At 69.9% G+C, this 21,332-nt stretch carries 21 protein-coding genes and 2 tRNA genes; 7 read left to right on the forward strand and 16 right to left on the reverse strand.

Going from position 1 to position 21,332, the window contains the following annotated elements:
- Positions 1-14: 14 nt before the first annotated feature.
- Genes mutA through ACNJ7K_RS23265 form a run of 4 tightly spaced genes read left to right on the forward strand, consistent with a single transcriptional unit; the run spans position 15 to position 5,917 of the window.
- A complete protein-coding gene (gene mutA / locus ACNJ7K_RS23250; protein ID WP_268655675.1) occupies positions 15-1,880 on the forward strand; it encodes a methylmalonyl-CoA mutase small subunit in 1,866 nt (621 codons plus the stop codon).
- On the forward strand, positions 1,881-4,127 hold the full coding sequence (gene scpA / locus ACNJ7K_RS23255; protein ID WP_487042233.1) for a methylmalonyl-CoA mutase: 2,247 nt from the start codon (positions 1,881-1,883) through the stop codon (positions 4,125-4,127).
- Between the two features lie 7 nt (positions 4,128-4,134).
- Positions 4,135-5,184 (forward strand): methylmalonyl Co-A mutase-associated GTPase MeaB, encoded by a 1,050-nt coding sequence (gene meaB / locus ACNJ7K_RS23260; protein ID WP_230791712.1) that lies wholly within the window; start codon positions 4,135-4,137, stop codon positions 5,182-5,184.
- Between the two features lie 4 nt (positions 5,185-5,188).
- Complete coding sequence (locus tag ACNJ7K_RS23265) at positions 5,189-5,917, forward strand: lysoplasmalogenase (protein ID WP_159418396.1); 729 nt, start codon at positions 5,189-5,191, stop codon at positions 5,915-5,917.
- Here ACNJ7K_RS23265 and ACNJ7K_RS23270 read toward each other — a convergent pair.
- From ACNJ7K_RS23270 to ACNJ7K_RS23300, 7 genes are all read right to left on the reverse strand, one after another.
- A complete protein-coding gene (locus tag ACNJ7K_RS23270; RefSeq protein ID WP_159418395.1) occupies positions 5,857-6,477 on the reverse strand; it encodes a hypothetical protein in 621 nt (206 codons plus the stop codon). The two genes, ACNJ7K_RS23265 and ACNJ7K_RS23270, sit on opposite strands and share 61 nt — an antisense overlap.
- Before the next feature lie 69 nt (positions 6,478-6,546).
- Entirely contained in the window at positions 6,547-7,125 is a 579-nt protein-coding gene (locus ACNJ7K_RS23275) for a hypothetical protein (RefSeq protein ID WP_230791708.1), read from the reverse strand.
- A 19-nt stretch (positions 7,126-7,144) separates the two neighbouring features.
- Entirely contained in the window at positions 7,145-8,182 is a 1,038-nt protein-coding gene (locus ACNJ7K_RS23280) for a sulfite exporter TauE/SafE family protein (protein WP_159418393.1), read from the reverse strand.
- Positions 8,183-8,475: 293 nt separating this feature from the next.
- Positions 8,476-9,711: a saccharopine dehydrogenase family protein gene (locus tag ACNJ7K_RS23285; protein WP_268655677.1), complete on the reverse strand. Its 1,236-nt coding sequence runs from the start codon at positions 9,709-9,711 to the stop codon at positions 8,476-8,478.
- Between the two features lie 13 nt (positions 9,712-9,724).
- The gene (locus tag ACNJ7K_RS23290) at positions 9,725-10,105 is read right to left on the reverse strand and encodes a DUF2784 domain-containing protein (RefSeq protein WP_159418391.1); all 381 of its coding nucleotides are present in this window, start codon (positions 10,103-10,105) and stop codon (positions 9,725-9,727) included.
- A gap of 61 nt (positions 10,106-10,166) precedes the next feature.
- Entirely contained in the window at positions 10,167-10,535 is a 369-nt protein-coding gene (locus ACNJ7K_RS23295; RefSeq protein WP_006551545.1) for a universal stress protein, read from the reverse strand.
- 109 nt (positions 10,536-10,644) lie between these two features.
- Complete coding sequence (locus ACNJ7K_RS23300; protein WP_159418390.1) at positions 10,645-12,114, reverse strand: SDR family NAD(P)-dependent oxidoreductase; 1,470 nt, start codon at positions 12,112-12,114, stop codon at positions 10,645-10,647.
- Between the two features lie 86 nt (positions 12,115-12,200).
- Here ACNJ7K_RS23300 and ACNJ7K_RS23305 point away from each other — a divergent pair, with 86 nt between their 5' ends.
- Positions 12,201-12,434, forward strand: coding sequence for a PLDc N-terminal domain-containing protein (locus ACNJ7K_RS23305; protein ID WP_159418389.1), 234 nt, complete (start codon positions 12,201-12,203; stop codon positions 12,432-12,434).
- 76 nt (positions 12,435-12,510) lie between these two features.
- On the opposite strand, the gene ACNJ7K_RS23310 is transcribed toward ACNJ7K_RS23305, so the two are convergent.
- Positions 12,511-12,596 (reverse strand) — tRNA-Leu (locus ACNJ7K_RS23310).
- A 284-nt stretch (positions 12,597-12,880) separates the two neighbouring features.
- Positions 12,881-12,966, reverse strand: a tRNA-Leu gene (locus ACNJ7K_RS23315).
- Between the two features lie 133 nt (positions 12,967-13,099).
- Between ACNJ7K_RS23315 and ACNJ7K_RS23320 the strand changes: the two genes are divergently transcribed.
- The gene (locus ACNJ7K_RS23320; RefSeq protein WP_230791704.1) at positions 13,100-14,452 is read left to right on the forward strand and encodes a M20/M25/M40 family metallo-hydrolase; all 1,353 of its coding nucleotides are present in this window, start codon (positions 13,100-13,102) and stop codon (positions 14,450-14,452) included.
- A 30-nt stretch (positions 14,453-14,482) separates the two neighbouring features.
- Positions 14,483-15,025 carry a YbhB/YbcL family Raf kinase inhibitor-like protein gene (locus ACNJ7K_RS23325; protein ID WP_159418387.1) on the forward strand — a complete coding sequence of 181 codons (543 nt, stop codon included), beginning with the start codon at positions 14,483-14,485 and terminating at the stop codon, positions 15,023-15,025.
- Positions 15,026-15,082: 57 nt separating this feature from the next.
- On the opposite strand, the gene ACNJ7K_RS23330 is transcribed toward ACNJ7K_RS23325, so the two are convergent.
- The 7 genes from ACNJ7K_RS23330 to ACNJ7K_RS23360 form a co-directional block, all read right to left on the reverse strand.
- The gene (locus ACNJ7K_RS23330; RefSeq protein WP_192378851.1) at positions 15,083-16,153 is read right to left on the reverse strand and encodes a quinone-dependent dihydroorotate dehydrogenase; all 1,071 of its coding nucleotides are present in this window, start codon (positions 16,151-16,153) and stop codon (positions 15,083-15,085) included.
- A gap of 46 nt (positions 16,154-16,199) precedes the next feature.
- A complete protein-coding gene (locus ACNJ7K_RS23335) occupies positions 16,200-16,454 on the reverse strand; it encodes a DUF5703 family protein (RefSeq protein WP_006551956.1) in 255 nt (84 codons plus the stop codon).
- Complete coding sequence (locus ACNJ7K_RS23340; protein ID WP_230791702.1) at positions 16,454-17,476, reverse strand: NHL repeat-containing protein; 1,023 nt, start codon at positions 17,474-17,476, stop codon at positions 16,454-16,456. The genes ACNJ7K_RS23335 and ACNJ7K_RS23340 overlap by 1 nt, the downstream gene beginning before the upstream one ends.
- A 139-nt stretch (positions 17,477-17,615) precedes the next feature.
- Positions 17,616-18,482 (reverse strand): heme ABC transporter ATP-binding protein, encoded by an 867-nt coding sequence (locus ACNJ7K_RS23345; RefSeq protein ID WP_230791700.1) that lies wholly within the window; start codon positions 18,480-18,482, stop codon positions 17,616-17,618.
- Complete coding sequence (locus ACNJ7K_RS23350; protein WP_487042234.1) at positions 18,479-19,576, reverse strand: FecCD family ABC transporter permease; 1,098 nt, start codon at positions 19,574-19,576, stop codon at positions 18,479-18,481. Before ACNJ7K_RS23350 ends, ACNJ7K_RS23345 begins: the two co-directional genes overlap by 4 nt.
- Before the next feature lie 7 nt (positions 19,577-19,583).
- Complete coding sequence (locus ACNJ7K_RS23355; protein WP_159418382.1) at positions 19,584-20,609, reverse strand: heme/hemin ABC transporter substrate-binding protein; 1,026 nt, start codon at positions 20,607-20,609, stop codon at positions 19,584-19,586.
- Positions 20,610-20,612: 3 nt separating this feature from the next.
- Positions 20,613-21,278 carry a biliverdin-producing heme oxygenase gene (locus ACNJ7K_RS23360; protein ID WP_159418381.1) on the reverse strand — a complete coding sequence of 222 codons (666 nt, stop codon included), beginning with the start codon at positions 21,276-21,278 and terminating at the stop codon, positions 20,613-20,615.
- Between the last annotated feature and the right edge of the window lie 54 nt (positions 21,279-21,332).

The raw sequence follows: 21,332 nt of genomic DNA on the forward strand, positions 1-21,332 counted from the left end.
AGGAGGAATCGCCCGTGTCATTAGCTGCAGAAGCCGAGGATGCCGCGCGCGCATATGCGCAGTGGCAGGACGCGGTGGCGGGGGTGCTGGCCAAGTCCCGACGCGTCGACCCGGCCGAACTCGGACCCGAGCCGCAGCGTCTGCTCGAGACCACGACCTACGACGACGTCACCGTCGCGCCGCTGTACGGCGTGCGCGACGAGCGCGACGAAGCGCCGCTGCCCGGTGAGTTCCCGTTCGTCCGCGGCGGCTCGTCCACGCGCGACGTCAACACCGGCTGGCTCGTCGACGTCCGGTTCACCGGCACCGACGCGGCCTCGGTCAACGAGCGCATCCTCGACGCCCTGAACAACGGTGTCAGCTCGGTGTGGCTCGGTCTCGGCGCCGGCGCGGTCCCCGTGGACGCGCTCGACACCGCGCTGAGCGGTGTGCTCCTCGACCTCGCGCCGGTCCGTCTCGACGCCGGTGCCGACGTGGTCGCAGCGACCACCGCCGTGTACTCCGTGCTCGACAACCGCACCGACATCGAGGACCGCGCCGCCGTGCGCATCTTCCTCGGTGCAGCGCCGCTCACCAGCGCGTTCTCCGAGCGTCCCGACGTGTCTCTCGACGAGGCCGTCGAGCTGGCACGGGCCGCCGCCGACCGCACCGAAGGGGTGCGTGCCCTCACCGTGGACGGCACCGCCTTCCACAACGCCGGTTCGTCCGACGCCGAGGAACTCGGTGCCGCGATCGCCGCCGGCCTCGATTACGTGCGAGCACTCGTCGACGCCGGGGTTCCCGTCGCTGCCGCGCTCGGTCAGCTCGAGTTCCGTCTCGCCGCGACCGACGACCAGTTCCAGACCATCGCCAAGTTCCGCGCGGGTCGTCAGGTGTGGGCGCGCGTCGCCCAGGTCGCCGGTGCCCCCGAGGCCGGCAACGCTCCGCAGCACGCCGTGACCTCCGCGGCGATGATGGCCCAGCGCGATCCGTGGGTGAACATGCTGCGCACGACCCTCGCTGCGTTCGGCGCGGGTGTCGGTGGCGCCGACGCCGTCACGGTCCTGCCGTTCGACTCCGCGCTGCCGGCCGGTGTGCTCGAGGTGTCCGAGGCGTTCTCCGCCCGGATCGCCCGCAACACCCAGCTGCTGCTGCTCGAGGAGTCCAACCTCGGTCGTGTCCTCGATCCCGCCGCCGGTTCCTGGTACGTCGAGGAACTGACCGCGCAGATCGCGGAGAAGGCGTGGGGCTTCTTCCAGGAGATCGAGGCGGCCGGTGGCTACCGCGCCGCTCTCGAGTCGGGGCTGATCGCCGAGCGTGTCGCGCAGACGCGTGCCCGCCGCGAGTCCGACATCGCGCACCGCAAGTTCTCGGTGACCGGTGTCAACGAGTTCCCGAACCTGGCCGAGAAGCCGCTGCCGGTCGGTGTCGCCGAGGCCGGCGCGTCCGCCGCGCGGTACGCCGCACCGTTCGAGGCGCTGCGCGACCGCTCCGACACCTACCTGGCCTCGCACGGTGCCCGCCCGCGGGTGCTGCTCGCCCCGCTCGGGCCGATCGCCGAACACAACGTGCGTGCGACCTTCGCGGCGAACCTGCTCGCCGCCGGTGGAATCGAAGCGGTCAATCCCGGACCGCTCGATCTCGACGCCGACCTGTCGTCCCTGGTGGGAGACACCGGAACGTCCGTCGCCGTGCTGTGCGGCACCGACACCCGCTACGGCGAGCAGGCCGGTACGGCCACCGCTGCGCTGCGTGCGGCGGGGATCACGACGGTGCTGCTGGCCGGACCCGAGAAGGCCGTGAAGGACGCGCAGGGCGACGATCGTCCGGACGGCTTCCTCACCGCGCGCATCGACGCCGTCGCCGCCCTCACCGACCTGCTGAACACTCTGGGAGCGTAAGTGAGCATCGAACACGAAATCGGCAGTTTCGCCGACGTCCCGTTGACGGACCCGGCCGCGCCGGCGCCCTCCGCTCCCACCGCGGAGCAGGCCGCCGCGCTCGTCGAGTCCGTCGCCGAGGCGAACAACTACAGCACCGAGGACGTCGTGTGGTCGACGCCCGAGGGCATCGACGTCAAGCCGGTCTACACCAAGGCCGACCGCGACGCCGTCGTCGCCGAGGGTTACCCGCTCGGCAGCTACCCGGGTCTGGCCCCGTTCGTGCGCGGGCCGTACCCGACGATGTACGTGAACCAGCCGTGGACCATCCGGCAGTACGCCGGCTTCTCCACCGCCGCCGAGTCCAACGCCTTCTACCGTCGCAACCTCGCCGCCGGTCAGAAGGGTCTGTCGGTGGCCTTCGACCTGGCCACGCACCGCGGCTACGACTCCGATCACCCGCGTGTGCAGGGTGACGTCGGTATGGCCGGTGTCGCGATCGACTCGATCCTCGACATGCGTCAGCTGTTCGACGGCATCGACCTGTCGCAGGTGTCGGTGTCGATGACCATGAACGGCGCGGTGCTGCCGATTCTGGCGCTGTACGTCGTGGCGGCGGAGGAGCAGGGCGTCAAGCCCGAGCAGCTGGCCGGAACCATTCAGAACGACATTCTGAAGGAGTTCATGGTCCGCAACACCTACATCTATCCGCCGAAGCCGTCGATGCGGATCATCTCCGACATCTTCGCGTACACCTCGGCGAAGATGCCGCGCTTCAACTCGATCTCGATCTCCGGCTACCACATCCAGGAAGCCGGCGCGACGGCCGACCTCGAGCTCGCGTACACCCTCGCGGACGGCATGGAGTACATCCGCGCCGGACTCGACGCCGGAATGGACGTCGACAAGTTCGCGCCGCGCCTGTCGTTCTTCTGGGCGATCGGCATGAACTTCTTCATGGAGGTCGCGAAGCTGCGCGCAGGTCGCCTGCTGTGGAGCGAACTCGTCGAGAAGTTCGGAGCGAAGAACCCGAAGTCGAAGTCGCTGCGTACCCACTCGCAGACCTCCGGATGGTCGCTCACCGCACAGGACGTCTTCAACAACGTCGCCCGCACGTGCGTCGAGGCGATGGCCGCGACCCAGGGCCACACCCAGTCGCTGCACACCAACGCGCTCGACGAGGCGCTGGCACTGCCCACCGACTTCTCGGCGCGCATCGCCCGCAACACCCAGCTGCTGCTGCAGCAGGAGTCGGGCACCACGCGACCCATCGACCCGTGGGGCGGCTCGCACTACGTCGAGTGGCTCACCCACGAGCTCGCCAACAAGGCCCGCGCCCACATCGCCGAGGTCGAGGCGGCCGGCGGTATGGCACAGGCCATCTCGGAGGGCATCCCGAAGCTGCGCATCGAGGAGGCGGCCGCCCGCACCCAGGCGCGCATCGACTCGGGTCGCCAGCCGGTCATCGGCGTCAACAAGTACCAGGTGACCGAGGACCACGAGATCGAGGTCCTCAAGGTCGAGAACTCGCGTGTGCGAGCCGAGCAGCTGGCCAAGCTCGAGCAGCTGCGCGCCGACCGCGACGAGGAGGCCACCCGCACCGCCCTCGACGCGCTCACCCGCGCCGCCGGTGCGCAGAGCCAGGGTCTCGACAACAACCTGCTCGCGCTGGCCATCGACGCGGCCCGCGCGAAGGCCACCGTCGGTGAGATCTCGGACGCCCTGGAGAAGGTCTACGGCCGCCACCAGGCCGAGATCCGTACGATCAGCGGCGTGTACCGCGACGAGGCCGGTAAGGCCACCAACATCACCGCCGCGACCGCACTGGTCGAGAAGTTCGCCGAGGAGGAGGGCCGTCGCCCCCGCATCCTCGTCGCGAAGATGGGCCAGGACGGTCACGACCGAGGCCAGAAGGTGATCGCCACGGCCTTCGCCGACCTCGGATTCGACGTCGACGTGGGACCGCTGTTCCAGACCCCCGAAGAGGTCGCCCAGCAGGCGGCCGACAACGACGTGCACGTCATCGGCGTGTCGTCGTTGGCCGCGGGTCACCTGACGCTGGTCCCTGCCCTCAAGCAGGCACTGGCCGAGGTGGGCCGCGAGGACATCATGATCGTCGTCGGTGGTGTCATCCCGCCGGGTGACTTCGACGAGCTCTACGCGGCGGGTGCGGCGGCGATCTTCCCGCCCGGCACCGTGATCGCGGATGCGGCGACCGGTCTGCTGACCAAGCTCGCCGCGCAGCTCGGCCACCACCTCGGAGGCTGACGTCGGCATGAGCGACTCCTCGGTCGGCGCCGCGCAGACCCGCCGACGGCAGATCGACGTCGACGCCCTCGCCGAGGCCGTGCTCGCCAACGAGCGGGCCGGCCTCGCACGGGCGATCACATTGATCGAGTCGACCCGCGACGACCATCGGGAGCAGGCGCAGCAGTTGCTGCTGCGCCTGCTCCCGAAGGCGGGGAACGCGATTCGTGTCGGTATCACCGGTGTGCCCGGCGTCGGCAAGTCGACCTTCATCGACGCGCTCGGCATGCATCTGCTCGAGCAGGGGAATCGGGTCGCGGTGCTGGCCGTCGACCCGTCGTCGACCCGCACGGGTGGTTCGATCCTCGGCGACAAGACACGGATGGCGCGGCTCGCGGTGCAGCGGGACGCCTACATCCGCCCGTCGCCCTCGGCCGGCACGCTCGGCGGGGTCGCGAAGGCCACCCGCGAGACGATGGTGCTGCTCGAGGCCGCCGGTTTCGACGTGATCCTCGTCGAGACCGTCGGTGTCGGACAGTCCGAGGTGACCGTCGCGAACATGGTCGACACCTTCTGCTTCCTGACCCTGGCCCGCACCGGCGACCAGTTGCAGGGCATCAAGAAGGGCGTGCTCGAACTCGCCGACCTCGTCGCCGTCAACAAGGCCGACGGGGAGTTCGAACGCGACGCGCGGGTCGCCGCCCGCGAACTCGCCGGCGCGATGCGCATGGTGCATCCGCACGACGCGATCTGGAAGCCGCCGGTGATCACCATGAGCGGCATGACCGGCGTCGGTCTGGACACCTTCTGGGACACCGTGCTCGAGCACAAGAAGGTGCTCACCGAGGCGGGCATGTTCGACGAGAACCGGCGCCGCCAGCAGGTGGACTGGACGTGGACGATGGTGCACGACCAGCTGTTGCGTCGTCTCGAGACCTCCCCGCGCGTGCGGGCGATCCGCAAGGACGTCGAGGCCGGGGTGCGCGACGGTTCGCTGACCGCCGCGCTCGCGGCGCAACGTCTGCTCGACGCCTTCGACGGGGTGGACGACCCCGGAACGTCCGGCGAGGACTCCTGATCCCATGAGCCGCCGCACGATCGCCGTCACCGTTCTCGGTGCGTTCGCGATCGTCGCGGCGGCTCATCTCGTCTATCAGGTTCTCGCGCCCGATTCGGCGTTCACCGACGTCTCGCAGTGGTTCCTCATGCCGTTGCTCGCGCTCGGACTCGTTCTCGTCACGTCCGCACCGCGCGACCGGCTGTTCGTGGGCACGCTTGTGGCACTGGGCTTCTCGTGGCTGGGGGACGCCACACCCGACCTCGTCGACGGTGATGCCTCGTTCCTGGTGCTGGTGGGCTTCTTCCTGTGCGCCCAGCTCACCTACATCGTCGCGTTCTGGCCGTACCGGCGGTCGAGCGTGCTGCGGACCCGCCCGTGGGTGGTCGGCCTCTACGCTCTCGCGGTCATCGCCATGGTCGCCGTGTGCGCTTCTGCGGCAGGGATTCTCGTGGTCCCGATGGCGATCTACGCGTCGTGTCTGGCGGCGATGGCGGTGCTCGCCACCGGCGTGAACCGGACGGTGGCGGTCGGCGCGATGCTGTTCGTCGTCTCCGATGCGCTCATCGCCGTCCGTGCCTTCGTCGACGCGGATCTGCCTGCGGTGGGGTTGTGGATCATGGCCACCTACATCGCGGCCCAGGCTCTGATCGTGCGCGGTGTGCTCACCGCGCACGATCGGCGCGGACGGGCCTACAGGTCGAGCAGTTCCTTGGCGACGGTCACCGAGGTCGGGGCGTCGAGCGACGGGTAGTCGCCCCACTGCCCGCCGGTGATGGACACCTCCACCTCGGGCAGTTGGACCTGGGTGACGGAGACGGCGGCGACCGAGACGGCCTCTCCCATGGTGTAGGCGATGCCACCGGCGGCCTCGATGGCGGCGTCGGGGAGCAATTCGAGACCGCCGGTTTCGAGGTCGCTCGCCGCCGGGACGGTGCCGGAGCCCGGTGCCAGGACGATCTCCACCGACCGGATCTCGTCGAGGTTCGTGGCGCTGTCCGGGGTCTCCCATGCGCAGTAGACGCTGTACTCGTCCACGCCGCTCGACGAACGCAGGCTCAGGCCTTCGATGTAGGGGGCGACGGCGGGCGCGACATCGTCGCACGAGTCGAAGCGGGCGAGGATGTCGCTGCCGAGGCCGGTCGGTTCGCCGACGGTGTCGGCGTCGAAGGTGGTGGTGTCGGAGGCTGCGGAGTCGGCGTCCGAGGCGGTGTCGGAGGAGGCGTCGTCACCGGAGGAACACGCTCCGAGGAGTAGGGCGCCGGCGAGGGTCGCGGATGCGACCGCGTATCGGGTCAGATTCACATGGCGCATCGTAGCGTCCGTACGAGTTGTATGTGATCTTGGTTCCGCCCGGGCGGTCGAGGGTCGCGACACCGTGCGCTACAGCCCGAGAAGCTGCTTGGCGACCGCCACGCCACCTGCCGGATCGAGGACCATCGCGGCATCGCGTCCGCCGACGGTGATCGACACGGAGGCCTGAGGGAGTTCGACGCCGGTCGCGGTGAAGGCGGTGCCGGCCATGTTGATCGGCATGCTGTGCGCGAATCCGCCGGCCGCTTCGATGGCGGAATCGGGAACCACCACCAGGCCGGTTTTCGCTGCGGTGGCGGGTGTGACGGTCTCGGGTTCGACCACGACCTCGACGGAACGGAGTCCGGAGGGCGGCTCACCGGCTCCGGCCTCCCACACGCAGTTCACGCGCTGGGGGCTCACGACACCGCCGGGGGCGGGCGTCAGCCCGTCGATGTAACGCTCGAGGGTCGCGCCGATGGCCTCGCAGCTGGGGAAGTTCTGTGCGATCTTCACCAGATACGGCGATTCGGCGGAGGCGGACGTCGAAGAGCCGATATCGGCAGCATTGCGGATGCCGACCGTGGAATCCTCGGCGGAGCAGGCCGTCAAGGCAGCGCCGGCAGTGAGGAAGACGAAGGCACCAGTATGTATTCGCTTTTGTCGCACGCGGGCATAATAGCGATTATCATGCCCCGTCGGGAGTCCGTGGTGACGTGCTGGAATTCAGGCGAGTTTCATTGTGTCCGGGTACCTCCCGAGGCTCCGGACGGGCCCCGGGGAGAGGCGTCGCGTCGGCACCTTCGAGCAGTGCCGCCGGCGTCGGCTGCGCCAGCGGTTCGAGCGAACCGCTCTTCTCCGCGGGGGTGAGGCGCGAACGCTTCCAGGACACCATCAGCAGAGTGAGCCAGGCGGCGACGATGGCGAGGTAGAGCACCGCCAGTGCCGCGCCGGAGAGTTCGAACGTCTTGGCGAGCTTGTGCGCGTTGGTCAGCACGATGACGCCACCGACGCCGGTACCGAGCAACGTCGCGGGCACACGGCTGACCAGCCAGGCCGCGACCGGCGCTGCGAGGGCGCCGCCGAGGGCGAGACCGGCGACGATCACGAGATTGCCGAGCGACTCGTGGCCGAGCCCGAACAGGAAGCCGACGCTCGCCGCGACCGCGACGAGGAACTCCGACGCGCTCACCGACCCGATCACGGTGCGCGGTGCCGTCTTGCCGCGGGAGAGCAGGGTGCTGGTGGTGATCGGTCCCCATCCGCCACCGCCGCTCGCGTCGATGAAGCCGCCGAAGAAGCCCAGCGGCGACAGGAATTTCGCGGTGTGCGGGGAGGTACGGGCATGGGCCACCGCAGGGGGTCGTACCGAGAAACGCAACGCGACGTACACGCCGATGGCCAGCAGGATTCCGGCGGTCACCGGTTCGGCGGCCTCGGTCGACAGTCCCGACAGCACGGTCGCACCGAGGAAGGCGCCGATGGCACCGGGAACACCGAGTCGCAGCACGACCTTCCAGTCGATGTTGCGGAACCGCCAGTGCGAAGCACCGGAGACGAGGGTGGTTCCCACCTCGGCGAGGTGCACGGCGGCGCTCGCGTGCGCCGGACCGACACCGCTGAACAGCAGCAGGGTGGTCGCGGTCACACCGAAGGCCATGCCGAGTGCGCCGTCGACGAGCTGTGCGCCGACACCGACGAGTGTGAAGATGAGCAGATTGAACATGCGTTGGCTCCGAAAGCTGGAAGAACCCGAAAAGCTGGACGAGCGGCGAAGCGCTCAGCAACACTCCCGGGTGCAACACAGACAATCGAAGCAGGCGCCGCGACGGGTCGGCCAGAACGGCATGAGCGCGAGACGAGCGGCCGGAGCCATCTCGGTACTCGTCGCAGCCATGGTCACGTCCTCAGGTCTCGTTCCGCGCACGGATCGTTCGGTCCGGTCGAGCATAGCCCGTCGCGGCGACGGAACCACACTCGGCGGGCCCGGCGCGCCGATCGGGCGCGCCGGACGCGAGGTCAGCCGAGGCGGCGCGCGGAGATCTCGAAACCGGCCGCGCGGAGCCGATCGGTCAGCACGTCCCCGAAGGCCACCGCGGGGGTGAGGACACCGCCACCGGCGTGCAGGGCCGCGCCGCCGAGGGCGAGCGAAAGGGCGGACTCGCCGAGCATCACGGCTGTGGCCTTGTAACCCGGGTCGCCCTGCGCGGAGAATCGCGCGGTGTAGCGGGCGCCGGACTCGGTCGAGGCGTACAGATCCACCGTGAAGTAACCGTTCTCGCGGGTCTTCTCCGACGGTCCCTCACCGGGCGCGGGCAGGAGCTTGTCGAGGACGAACCGCGTGGGCGGGAACGACAGGCCGGCGGCGAGGGCGCCCGTACCGAGTCCGACGAGCCCGGCGAGGACGGGGGAGAGCGGCGAGGAGCCGACACTCATCACCTCCCGGTAGCGGAACCGGCGTCCGTAGGCCCAGTCGCGCAGCGCGTTGCTGCGTCGCACGATGCGGGTGTTGTAGGAGGCCATCACGAACGGAGCGAGCCGTCCCGAGATCTCCGGGGCGACGGACTTGCCGTCGACGAACGCGAAGTCGTTCTGGCGACCGAGATCGGGTTCCCGAGTCCGATCGGGGGACAGCGAGTACGGGCGCGCGGCGATCTTCCGTGCGGTGGAATCCTTGCGGATCGCGTCGAGCTGTTGCCGGAGCGAATCGATGGTTCCGCCGCTCACCCCGCCGCGGAAGGAGCCGAGCACGAAGGTCGTGTCGGTGAGCGGCAGGTTACCGTCGGCCTCCGCGGCGCGGTAGAGCGCATGGACGCCGAGGTCGGACGGGACGGAGTCGAAACCGCACGAGTGGACGATGCGGGCGCCGGTGCGCCGGGCCACGTCGTCGAAGCGGTCGATGCTCTCGCGGTGGAAGAGCACCTCGCCGGTGAGGTCGACGTAGTCGGTGCCGGCCTCGGCGCACGCCTGCACGAGCGGCAGCCCGTACGTGGCGTAGGGGCCGACGGTCGTGATCACCACGCGGGTGGACTCGGCGAGCGCGGTCAGCGAGGCGGGATCGTCGGCGTTCGCCTCGATCAGCCGCCAGTCGGTTCCGAGGTCGGCGGCGAGCTTCTCGAGTTTGGTGCGTGAACGTCCTGCGAGTCCGACGGCGACGCCGTCGGGGAGGTTCTCGGCGAGATAGGCGGCGGTGAGGCGCCCGACGAAGCCGGTGGCGCCGTAGACGACGATGTCGAGATCCCGGGAGACAGTCATGCCCCCACCCTACTCAGGAGTAAGTCTCGGGGGCGACCTTCGTCACACGAATCCGGCGCCACAGCACCACCCACGAGATCAGCACGGCGAGCGCGGCGAGGGCACGGACCGCACCGAGCGCGGACTCCGGGTAGATCACCCCGGTGAGGTAGTGATCGATGAATCCGCTCGGCGGCAGACCTTCCTGGCCGGCCGCGCGGCGTGCCCAGTTCTCCACCGCGGTCAGCGGGCAGTCGAACCCCACGGCCACCGAGGCCGCTCCCCACACCACCGCGACGATGTGCGCGACGATCGTGCGGGGCCACCGCCACGCGAGGAAACCACCGAACGCAACGTAGAGCACGAACAGCAGATGCACGAAGGCCGTGAGGTCGGCGACCACCCGGAACGCCATGTGCCCAGAGTAGAACGAACGGCCGCGGAACGAACGGGGATGCCGGAGGGCGGGCGGCGGCTCAGCCGGCCTTGATGACCAGCACCGGCACCGACGACTCGGTGATCAGGCGCTGCACCGCCCGCTCGACGAGGAACTTGCCGGTCGCGGTGCGCCCGCGGCTGCCGATGACCACGCGTTCGGCGCCGCTGCGCGCGAGCAGTTCGACGGTCGTGCCGACCGGATCGCCGTCGTGGACGGCCGAGAGCAACTCCCAGCCGTCGGTACCGGCCACCTCGCTCACCTGTGCCCGCACACCTTCCACCTCGTCGGGTTCGTCGAGCGGGTGGAGCACCACCAGCGACTGCTGCCGGTCGGCGGCCTCCCGCACCGCGGCCTGCAGAGCGATCCGGCCTTCGGGGGTATCGGCGTGAACGACAGCGACAGTCATGACTCTCCTCGTGCGGGCCTGCGGGGACGTCCTCCATTATCGCCGCGGCCCGGAGGGCGGGCCACGATCGACGGTGTGGAACCGGTCTCCCCGAATTTCGGGGTCCGGATCACCACGGTGCCGGGCGGAAGTCCTTGAGGAAGCATCCGTACAGGTCCGTGCCCGCCTCGCCCTGGACGATCGGGTCGTAGACGCGGGCCGCGCCGTCCACGAGATCGAGCGGCGCGTGGAAGCCCTCCTCGGCCAGCCGCATCTTGGTGTGGTGCGGCCGTTCGTCGGTGATCCATCCGGTGTCGACGGCGGTCATGAGGATGCCGTCGCTGAGCATCTCCTCGGCACTGGTGCGGGTGAGCATGTTCAGCGCGGCCTTGGCCATGTTGGTGTGCGGATGCCCGGCGCCCTTGTAGCGGCGACCCGCGAACTGCCCTTCCATCGCCGAGACGTTCACGACGTATTTGCGGCGGGCCGGGGACGCGGCGAGCGCCGGACGCAGACGGTTGACGAGGATGAACGGCGCCACCGAGTTGCACAGCTGCACCTCGAGCAGTTCCAGCGGCTCGACCTCGCCGACGGTCTGCACCCAGCTGTTGGTGTGCACGAGATCCGGCAGCAATCCGCCGGCGTCGACGGCGACCCCGGCCGCGACCCGCTCGGGTGTCGCCGACCCGGCCACCAGTGCCAGCGAGGTCAGCGAATGCGCCGACAACTCGGCCGGCAGCGACCCGGCCAGGGCGGCCGGGTGGGCGTCCGAGGGCTTGCCGAAGGTCAGGACCTCGGGACGCGGTCCGGCGGGCAACGGATCGGCCTCCGCCTCGGCCAGCGCCGAGTAGGCGCCGGGGGAGCGGCGCACCGTCTGCGCGGCATTGTTGATGAGGATGTCCAGCGGCCCCTGCGCGGCGACGTCGTCGGCGAGGGCGACCACCTGGGCGGGATCACGCAGGTCGATGCCGACGATGCGCAGCCGGTGCAGCCAGTCGCCGCTGTCCTCCATCGCGGTGAAGCGGCGAATCGCGTCGTTGGGGAACCGCGTGGTGACGGTGGTGTGCGCGCCGTCGCGCAGCAACCGCAACGCGATGTACATACCGATCTTGGCGCGGCCGCCGGTCAGCAGGGCGCGACGACCCCGCAGATCGGTGCGTGCGTCGCGCTTGGCGTGGTTCTCCTCGGCGCAGGTCGGGCACAACTGGTGATAGAAGGCGTCGACCCGGGTGTACTTGTCCTTGCAGATGTAGCAGTGCCGCGGACGCAGCAGCGTTCCCGCGCTCGCGCCGCGAGTCGCCGACGCCAGCGGAAGTCCGGCGGTCTCGTCGTCGATGCGGGTGGGGGAGGCGGTGGCGGTCGCGGACAGCACCTGACGGTCGGCGTCGACGCGTTGCTTGCGGGCCTCGTTGCGGCGCAACCGCTTGAACTTCTTGAACATGTGCCCCACGGCCCGCTGGACGGTGATCGCGTCGGGATGCTCGGCGTCGAGACCCGCTGCCTGGTCGAGCACCCGCAGACAGGTGGCCAGATCGTCGGGGTCGATACGGGTGAAGCCGTCGGGAGCGGGCTCGGCGGTGGTGTCGCTGTGGGGGTTCATCTGCCTTTTTCCGTGTGCTGCTGTATGCCCGATCGTATCGGGCAGGATGATCGTGTCCGAATTCCCGTGCAGGTACCGGAGGAACGATGAGCCCGAGCTCACCCCTGTCCAAGAAGAAGTTCGCCGAACTGAGCCGCCCCCAGCAGGTGCTGGTGGTCCTGCTCGCGGTGGTGCAGTTGTCGCTCGCCGTCGCGGCCTGGGCCGATCTGGCGAGGCGACCGGCCGACAAGGTCAACGGCAGCAAGTTGCGCTGGGCGCTGACCATCGCGGTGAACTTCTTCGGCCCGATCCGGTACTTCCGCAAGGGCCGCCGGGACTGAGCGATCCGCTCGCGCCGACCCCGGACGAACCGAAGGCCCCGAACCGATATCGGTTCGGGGCCTTCGGGTTTCGGAGTGTCCGAGGGGGGACTTGAACCCCCACGTCCGTTAATAGGACACTAGCACCTCAAGCTAGCGCGTCTGCCATTCCGCCACTCGGACCGACGCCCGCACGGGGCATGTCGGTAGAACCCGCTCCCGCGGGCGCTGAAGAAACAGTAGCGCATCGGGCGCCCGATCCCCAAAACGGCACTTCAGGCGCGCTCGCGGTACTCGACGGGCCGGGCCTCGCGCGGATCCGCTCGCTTGTTCGCCATCCGCTACAGCGAATTGCCGTAGCGGATGACGAAACCGGTAGCGGTTGTCGCCCGGTCGATCTTCTCCCCACAACGACGAAGGCCCCGAACATGATGTTCGGGGCCTTCGTCGTCTGTCTCGACTCAGAGTGTCCGAGGGGGGACTTGAACCCCCACGTCCGTTAATAGGACACTAGCACCTCAAGCTAGCGCGTCTGCCATTCCGCCACTCGGACCTGATGCTCGCGCCCACTCGTCGTGGGCGCTGTGAAAGAGTAACCCACCGCGCCCGCGGTCCCAAATCGCCACCTCCACCTGCGACGATCCGAACGGTCGAGATGGTGGGCGGGCGGTGGTAGACATACGGCCATGGCCATTGACACGAGCGCCCACCAGCCGTCCCGGGCGGAGGAGGAGGTCGTCGACCTCGTCTCCCGCCTCATCCGGTTCGACACCTCGAACACCGGCGAACCCACCACCACCCGCGGCGAACGCGAGTGCGCCGAGTGGGTTGCCTCCGTGCTCGAGGAGGTCGGCTACGAGACGACCTACGTCGAATCCGGAGCGCCGGGCCGCGGCAACGTCTTCGCGCGTCTGCCCGGATCCGACCCGATCCGCGGTGCCCTCATGCTTCACGGCCACCTCGACGTCGTGCCGGCCGAGGCCGCGGACTGGAGCGTGCACCCGTTCTCCGGGGCCGTCGAGAACGGTTACGTGTGGGGACGCGGCGCGGTCGACATGAAGGACATGGTCGGCATGATGATCGCCGTCGCCCGCTACTTCAAGGTCGAGAACATCGTGCCCCCGCGCGATCTGGTGTTCGCGTTCGTCGCCGACGAGGAGGCCGGAGGAAAGTTCGGTTCGCAGTGGCTGGTCGAGCACCGGCCCGACCTGTTCGAGGGCGTCACCGAGGCCGTGGGGGAGGTCGGCGGGTTCTCCCTGACCGTGCCGCGCCCCGACGGCACCGAACGTCGCCTGTACATGGTCGAGACGGCCGAGAAGGGCATGCGCTGGATGCGCCTGACCGCCACGGGTGTCGCCGGGCACGGCTCGTTCCTGCACGAGGACAACGCCGTCACCGTCCTTTCCCGCGCGGTGGCACGGCTCGGATCCCACACCTTCCCGCTGGTCGTCAACGATTCCGTCGCCGAGTTCCTCTCCGTCGTGAGCGAGGAGACCGGGCTGGACTTCGACCCGGCCTCGCCCGATCTCGAAGGTGCCCTCGCCAAGCTCGGGTCGATCGCCCGCATCGTGGGCGCGACCCTGCGCGACACCGCGAACCCCACGATGCTCGACGCCGGGTACAAGGCCAACGTCATTCCGCGTACCGCGCACGCCGTCGTCGACTGCCGCATCCTGCCGGGTCGGCTCGCCGAATTCGAACGCACCGTCGACGAGCTGATCGGCCCGAACGTCACCCGCGAGTGGATCACCGGCCTCGAGCCGTACGAGACCACCTTCGACGGCGAGCTCGTCGACGCAATGAACGCCGCGATCCTCGCGCACGACCCGATCGGCCGGACGGTGCCGTACATGCTCTCGGCCGGCACCGACGCCAAGGCGTTCGCCAAGCTCGGCATCCGCTGCTTCGGTTTCGCGCCGCTGCAGTTGCCGCCCGATCTGGACTTCGCCGCGCTGTTCCACGGTGTCGACGAGCGTGTCCCCGTCGACGCACTGCGCTTCGGCACCCGGGTCATGGAACACTTCCTCATGCACGCCTAGAACACACGAAACCGTCACGAAAGGACCGGAATGGCTTTCGATTACGACCCGTACAAGTTCCTGCCCGAGCTGCCCACCTTCGAGGTGACCAGCGCGGACTTCGCCGAGGGCGAGGAATGGAAACTCCCGCAGGCCAGCGGTGCGTTCGGAATCCCCGGGGGCGGCGACGTCTCCCCGCAGCTGTCCTGGTCGGGTTTCCCCGCCGAGACGAAGAGCTTCGTCGTCACGGTGTTCGATCCGGACGCCCCCACGGCGTCGGGTTTCTGGCACTGGGCCGTCGCGAACATCCCCACCTCGATCACGGAGCTGCCGGCGGGTGCGGGTAGCGCCGACTCGGATGCTCTTCCGGAGCAGGCCGTGACGCTGCGCCACGACGGCGGCGCCCACGGGTTCATCGGTGCCGCTCCGCCGGCCGGCCACGGCCACCACCGCTACATCGTCGCGGTGCACGCACTCGACGTCGAGGTGCTCGAGGGCGTCACGCCCGAGTCGAGCCCGGCCTTCCTCGGCTTCAACGTCTTCGGGCACGCCATCGCCCGCGGTCTGCTGACCGGCACCTACGAGGTGCGCTGACAGGTCGTGACGGACGGGGCCCGGGTCGAGTACGACCCGGGCCCCGTCCGTTGCAGGTCAGACCCGTGCGGTGGCACCCACCGCGTCGGCGATGGAGCGGTAGCCGTGTGCGCGCAGCTTGCGGGCGATGCCGCGGTTGATGCGCCGCGCCCAGAACGGACCGCCGTAGATGAAGCCGGTGTAACCCTGGACCAGCGACGCGCCGGCGAGGATGCGCTCGAACGCCTGCTCCGGGGTCTCGATGCCGCCCACCGAGACCAGGGTGAGGCGATCACCGACCCGCGTGCGCAGCCGGCGCAGCACCTCGAGGGACCGCTCGGCGACCGGGGCGCCCGACAGGCCGCCCGCGCCGATCTCCTCGACACGGCTCTGCGGAGTGTTCAACCCGTCGCGGCGGATGGTGGTGTTGGTGGCGACGATGCCGGCGAGCCCGAGTTCGAGCGCCAGATCGGCCACCGCGTCGACGTCCTCGTCGGACAGATCCGGGGCGATCTTCACGAGCACCGGCACCGTCACGGTGTCCAGTACCGCGGCCAGGATGGGGCGCAGCGACTCGACGGCCTGCAGATCCCGCAGGCCCGGGGTGTTGGGAGAGGAGACGTTGACGACCACGAAGTCGGCGAGCGGGCCGAGCAGCCGTGCGCTCTCGGTGTAGTCCTCGGCGGCCTGCTCGGCCGGCACGACCTTCGTCTTGCCGATGTTCGCGCCGATGGGGACGGTGCGCCGACGCTGCCGCAGCCGGTTGGCGGCCTCCCCGGCACCGTGGTTGTTGAAGCCCATCCGGTTCACGATCGCCCGGTCCTCGGGGAGTCGGAACAGTCGCGGCTGCGGATTGCCCGGCTGCGCCTGGGCGGTGACGGTGCCGATCTCGGCGAACCCGAAACCGAGCGGCCCCCACACATCGACACCGGTCGCGTCCTTGTCGAAACCGGCCGCCAGACCCACCGGCGTGGGGAACTGCACGCCGAAGACGGTGTTGCGGAGGATGGGGTCGTCGGTGACGAGCACCTTCGCCACCAGGGCGCGCAGCGGCCCGAAGCGAGTCGACCAGCGCATCGCGAGGAAGGCGAGGTGGTGGGCTCGTTCCGGCGGCAACAGGAACATGAGCCGAAGAAGATAGCGGTACACGAACTACTCCCTGCAAGCCCGGTCCACGACGGTCCGGGATCTGTTATCAACCAACGGTGGGTTCGGGGACGTGATGGGCGGTCTTGCGGCGGCGCAGCAGCACCCGCCGGCTCCCGTCCGGATACAGACGCACCCGGGTGAGTTCCCAGCCGTGGAATTCGGCGGAGATCGCCAGACGCATCGACGCGCTCACCCGGGACACGTCCCGGGGCAGCTTGAGCGGCACGTATTCGTATTCGTCGTTGCTGGTGTCCCAACCGACAGGCATCCGGGTCAACCGGCCGAGTCGCTCGTTCGCCATCACTGTCCTTCGATCGGGATCCGTTGCAGTCCGTCACCGGTTGCCGACGCGATCACCAGTGCCGCATCGGCCGGATCGACGGCGATCGAATTCGGTTGCCGCACCGTTGCGAAGCGGTGGCGTTCTCGCGGGATCCCGGTCGAAAGATCGTAGCCCACGACCTCGTTGCTGCCGGTCAGAGTCACCCAGATCAGGTCCCGCGTCTCGTCGTAGGTCACAGCGTACGGGGCGGGGCCGACGGGATAACGCTGCCGCAGGACGATCGCGTCGAGGGTGTAGACGAGCAGTTCGTCGCCGGTGGTGTCGGTGACCACGACGCGTCCGAAGGGGTCGGTGGTCAGCTGTGTCGCACCTTCGCCGGCACGCAGCGCGGGCCCGAGATGGGCGTCGGCGAGGTCGAGCTCGGTGAGGGAGGTCTGCCGACGGTCGAGCGCCGCGACGGCGTCACCGGTGACGGCGAGGGCGTCGACGGAGGCGAGGCCACCGACGGTGGTGGCCACCTCGCCGGATTCGGGGTCGACGACGAGCACGCGGCCGTTGTCGGTGCCGACCGCCCAGCGGCCATCGGACAGCACGGCGGCCGACGCGGCATTGCCGTCGACCGGGACCTCGGTGATGGTGCCGTCGGCGACGTCGATGCGCAGCACGGCCCCGGACACGGGGGCGAGCACACTGCCCTCGGGGCCGGTCACGACGGTCGCGGCGGACGACGGCAGGTCGACCAGGCGCGGTTCCACCCCGGGACCGTCGAAGGCCGTGTCGTCGAACAACGCGAGCCGTGCGCCGTCGTCGACGAGCGCGGCGAAGGTGCCCGTGGACGGTTCGACGACCAGCGCGTCGACCTGCAGGTCGAGTGGACGGACGTCGCCGGCGGGGGACGGGCCGACCTCGGGGGCGGCCGCGGGAGTGGCGGGTTCGATGGTCTGCAGCACGTCCGGGGTGCTCTCCGACGAGCAGCCGGCCAGCACGACCATCGCGATCGCGCCCACCATCGTGACCGCTCGGATCCCCGCTCTGCCCATCGTTGCTCCTCGTCCTCGGATTCGATTCGCACTTGCCGGACGCGCTCCGGCGCCCGGCGCGCCGACCTTCAGTGTTCCTGATGCCGGTCGCGGGGAAGAAATCAGTGGGTCGTCCGACGGGCCGGATGTGACCTGCTGCTCAGGTCTGCGCCGGGGCGGACCTGTCGGGGTTCGGGCGTCGCGGCAACACGAGTGGGGTGCCGGTCTCGGGGTGGCGGCCGATTGCCACCGGGTACTGGTAGACGCGGCCGAGCAGCTCTTCGGTGAGGACGTCGCCGGGTGCGCCGTCGGCGACGATGCGGCCCTGTTCGAGCACGCAGACGCGGTCGGCGTAGGCGGCGGCGAGCCCGAGATCGTGCAGCACGACCACCACGGCGTGCCCGTCGTCGGCGCGGGCCCGCACGACCTGCATGACCGCCTCCTGGTGGCCGAGGTCCAGTGCCGCGGTGGGTTCGTCGAGCAGCAGTGTCTCGGTGTCCTGGGCCAGCACTCGTGCGAGCGCGACCCGGGCCCGTTCGCCGCCGGACAGCGCGGGGAACGGCCGGTCGGCCAGATGGGCGACGTCGGAGGTCGCGAACGCCTCGGCGACGATGCGATCGTCGTCGTCCTGCCGCGGGGTGCGCGCCCACGCTGCCCGCCCCATCCGCACGACCTGCCGGGCGGTGAACGGGAAACCCACGGTGTGCTGCTGCGGCAGCACCGCCCGACGGCGGGCCAGCGCGATCGACGACCACCGCTCGAGGGGACGGCCCTCGACCTCGACGGTGCCACCGCTGATCGGATGGTCGCCGGACAACGCCGCGAGCAGGGTGGACTTACCCGCTCCGTTGGGGCCGACGAGCGCGACGACCTCACCGGTGCGCACCTCGAAGTCGACGCCGTGCAGGATCTCCCGCTCGCCGCGCCGTAGTCGCACCCCCACCGCGCGCATCGTCGCGGTGCCGGGCGCCGATCGGGCCGGGACGGTGGTCGCCGGGGATCCGGGGGAGCGGGGGAGCAGCCTCATGCCCACCCGCCCTGCTTCGCGCGGGTGCGGCGCAGCATCAGGAAGAAGACCGGACCGCCGATGAGGGCGGTGATCATGCCGAGCGGCAGGTCGGCGTTCTCGACCAGGGCGCGCGCTCCGAGGTCGGCGGCGAGCAGGACGACCGCGCCGGCGAGCACACTCGCCACGACGAGCACCCGGTGGGCGGGGCCGAGCGCCAGGCGCATCAGGTGCGGCACGACCAGGCCGACGAACATGATGATGCCGGTGAAGGCGGTGGCGCCGCTGACCAGCACCGCGACCGCCAGGATCGACAGCTGCCGCACCCGTTCGACGTCCACACCCAGATGCCGGGCGACGCTCTCGCCGAGCGCCAGCAGGTCGAGTTTCGGGGCGAGCAGGACCGCGACGAGCACACCGGCGAGGGTCAGCGGCGCGACCACCGCGACGATGTCCCAGGTGGCGCCCCCGAGACTGCCGAGCTGCCAGAACACGATCTGGTCGCGGGCGGCGGGGCTGGCGACGAAGGTGAAGAACGCGATGAGCCCGCCGGCGACGGCGTTGACGGCGACGCCGGTGAGGATCACCGTGACCACCTCCGTGCGTCCGTTCGATCGGGACAGCACGTAGACCAGCACAGTGGTGATCAGACCGGAGACGAGTGCGGCACCGGCCAGCGCCCAGCCGGCGGTGAAGGCGCCGCCGAGCACGATCACCGCGGACGCGCCGACGGCGGCGCCGGAGGACACCCCGATCACGCCGGGTTCGGCGAGGGGATTCGCGAAGATGCCCTGCAACAGCGCTCCGGAACAGCCGAGGGCGGCACCGACGAGCATCGCGAGCACCACGCGCGGGAAGCGCACCTCCCACAGGGTCACCTCCCCGGCGGGGTGCGCGGGCACTGGGCCGAGGTCCAGCCCGATGCGGTGAAGCAGACTGCCGACCACCTCGGCGGGACTCGTGGGCACCTGACCGAGGCACGCCGACGCGACGGCCAGGGCGAGCAGGGCGACAACGAGACCGACGAGGACGACGGTGGTGCGTCCCCGTCCGGCCTTCCGCAGTGCCCGTTCGGGCAGTCCGGTGGCCTCGGTGACTTCTTCGCTCACGGACATCCGGCGATCACGACCGGTCCGGCGGGTAGAACGCCTCCACCAGAGCGGCCAGGACTTTGCCGGTCTGCGGGCCGAAGCTGAGCAGGGTCGAATCGTCCATGTCCACGATGGTGCCCGTCTTCCCGGCCGGGGTCTGCGCGACGCCCGGGAGCTGCGCAAGCCCGTCCGGTCCGCCCACCGAGTCGAGACTGTGCGTCATCACCAGGATGATGTCGGGCGCCGAGGCGATCATCGCCTCGCTGGTGATCGGCACGAACTGTGAGTCCAGGCCGGCGAGGATGCCGGCGTCGCGACCACCGGCAGCTGCGACGAGCGCATCGGCCCCCGAGCCGGGGCCTCCGAGCATCTTGATCGCCGAACCGCGCAGATAGAGGAAAGCGACGGTGGGTTCGGGATGATCGGCGGGGATCGAGTCCTTTGCCGCGGCGATCTCGTCGAGCGTCCGCTGCGCGAGCGCCGCACCGGCCTCGGGGACGCCGAGCGCGACCGCGACCGCCTCGATGTCGTCGGCGACGGTGTCGAGGGAGCGTTCCGGGTCGACGAACACCACCGGCACACCGGTCGCGCGGACCTGTTCCTGCACCGCCAGCGGACCGATGGAGGTGTCGGTGAGCACGACGGTCGGATTCAGCGCGAGGATCGCCTCGGCGTTGAGACCGTGCCCACCGGGGGTGACGTTGGGGACGTCCTCGATCGCAGGGAAGGACGCGGTGGAGCGGCCGACGAGCTTGTCGCCGAGACCGAGCGAGTACACGGTCTGCGCGAGGGTGCCGGAGCGGTCGGCCACCACGATCCGGGAGATGTCGGTGATCGTGGTCTCGACCCCGTCCACGCCACGCACCGTGGCCGGCAGCACGGGTGCCGGGTCGGTGGTGATCGGCTCGGGTTCGGAGTCGACGACGGCGGTGCGCGGACCGGTCGCGACGTCGGTGGCGGTCGTGCCGTCGGTGGTCGGCGCACTGCACGCCGCGACGACGAGGACACCGAGCACCGCGATCAGCGCGACCGGGAGGCGGAGGAAGGAACGGAACATCGGTCAGGCACGCACCCGGTAACGATCGATATCGCGTGCGAGGTCGGCGAACAGGGCACCGTTGAGCCCGTACACGAGGTTCGCCTCGTCGATGACGGCCTGCTGCTGGTCGCCGTCGAGCGGTGCGGCGTCGAGCTTCGCGCGGTAGGCGTCCTTGAACGGCTTGGTCTTCGGGATCCCGTCGAAGATGTAGAAGCGCAAACCGTCGCGCTCGTAGCCGTAGGCGCGTTCGAGCATGCGGCGGATGATCTGGCCGCCGGACAGGTCGCCGAGATAACGCAGATAGTGGTGCGCGAGGAAGGCTTCCGGGGACACTGCCGCGACCTGCTGGAGCCGGTCGACGTAGGCGACGGTCGCAGGCAGCGGCGCGATGCGGTCGCGCCAGTCGGAGCCGACGAGGAAGTCGAGGTCGGCTTCGAGCGCGGCTGTGCGGAGCAGTTCGTCGCTGAGGAAGGGGCCGGCGATCGGGTCGTCGGCGTAGCCGCGGCCGATCCGCTCGAGGCTGTCGTAGACGAACCACGTCTGCGCGATGAGCGCGGCGTGGGCTTCGGTCGACAGCGTGCCGCCGAGCAGTTCCGCGACGAACACCGAGTTCTCGGTGTCGCTGTGCGCCTGCTGGGTCTCGAGCCGGATGCGCTCGGCGAATCCGACGACTTCGGTCGTGGCCATCGACCGACCTCCCCTCACATTGCCTGTACCGAATGTACTCGGCAGGCTAGCCTA

Origin of the sequence: Rhodococcus shunpengi, assembly GCF_048381395.1 — a bacterium.
Lineage (GTDB): Bacteria > Actinomycetota > Actinomycetes > Mycobacteriales > Mycobacteriaceae > Rhodococcus.

Bases quoted from the DNA above. Each gene is read 5' to 3' on its own strand.
- ACNJ7K_RS23305 (WP_159418389.1), top strand. From the start codon at position 12,201: ATGAGCCCGAGCTCACCCCTGTCCAAGAAGAAGTTCGCCGAACTGAGC.
- ACNJ7K_RS23285 (WP_268655677.1), bottom strand. From the start codon at position 9,711: ATGACTGTCTCCCGGGATCTCGACATCGTCGTCTACGGCGCCACCGGC.
- ACNJ7K_RS23345 (WP_230791700.1), bottom strand. From the start codon at position 18,482: ATGAGGCTGCTCCCCCGCTCCCCCGGATCCCCGGCGACCACCGTCCCG.
- ACNJ7K_RS23355 (WP_159418382.1), bottom strand. From the start codon at position 20,609: ATGTTCCGTTCCTTCCTCCGCCTCCCGGTCGCGCTGATCGCGGTGCTC.
- meaB (WP_230791712.1), top strand. From the start codon at position 4,135: ATGAGCGACTCCTCGGTCGGCGCCGCGCAGACCCGCCGACGGCAGATC.
- ACNJ7K_RS23335 (WP_006551956.1), bottom strand. From the start codon at position 16,454: ATGGCGAACGAGCGACTCGGCCGGTTGACCCGGATGCCTGTCGGTTGG.
- ACNJ7K_RS23270 (WP_159418395.1), bottom strand. From the start codon at position 6,477: ATGCGCCATGTGAATCTGACCCGATACGCGGTCGCATCCGCGACCCTC.
- ACNJ7K_RS23295 (WP_006551545.1), bottom strand. From the start codon at position 10,535: ATGACTGTCGCTGTCGTTCACGCCGATACCCCCGAAGGCCGGATCGCT.
- ACNJ7K_RS23265 (WP_159418396.1), top strand. From the start codon at position 5,189: ATGAGCCGCCGCACGATCGCCGTCACCGTTCTCGGTGCGTTCGCGATC.
- ACNJ7K_RS23280 (WP_159418393.1), bottom strand. From the start codon at position 8,182: ATGTTCAATCTGCTCATCTTCACACTCGTCGGTGTCGGCGCACAGCTC.
- ACNJ7K_RS23325 (WP_159418387.1), top strand. From the start codon at position 14,483: ATGGCTTTCGATTACGACCCGTACAAGTTCCTGCCCGAGCTGCCCACC.
- ACNJ7K_RS23340 (WP_230791702.1), bottom strand. From the start codon at position 17,476: ATGGGCAGAGCGGGGATCCGAGCGGTCACGATGGTGGGCGCGATCGCG.
- ACNJ7K_RS23320 (WP_230791704.1), top strand. From the start codon at position 13,100: ATGGCCATTGACACGAGCGCCCACCAGCCGTCCCGGGCGGAGGAGGAG.
- ACNJ7K_RS23290 (WP_159418391.1), bottom strand. From the start codon at position 10,105: ATGGCGTTCCGGGTGGTCGCCGACCTCACGGCCTTCGTGCATCTGCTG.
- ACNJ7K_RS23350 (WP_487042234.1), bottom strand. From the start codon at position 19,576: ATGTCCGTGAGCGAAGAAGTCACCGAGGCCACCGGACTGCCCGAACGG.
- ACNJ7K_RS23300 (WP_159418390.1), bottom strand. From the start codon at position 12,114: ATGAACCCCCACAGCGACACCACCGCCGAGCCCGCTCCCGACGGCTTC.
- ACNJ7K_RS23360 (WP_159418381.1), bottom strand. From the start codon at position 21,278: ATGGCCACGACCGAAGTCGTCGGATTCGCCGAGCGCATCCGGCTCGAG.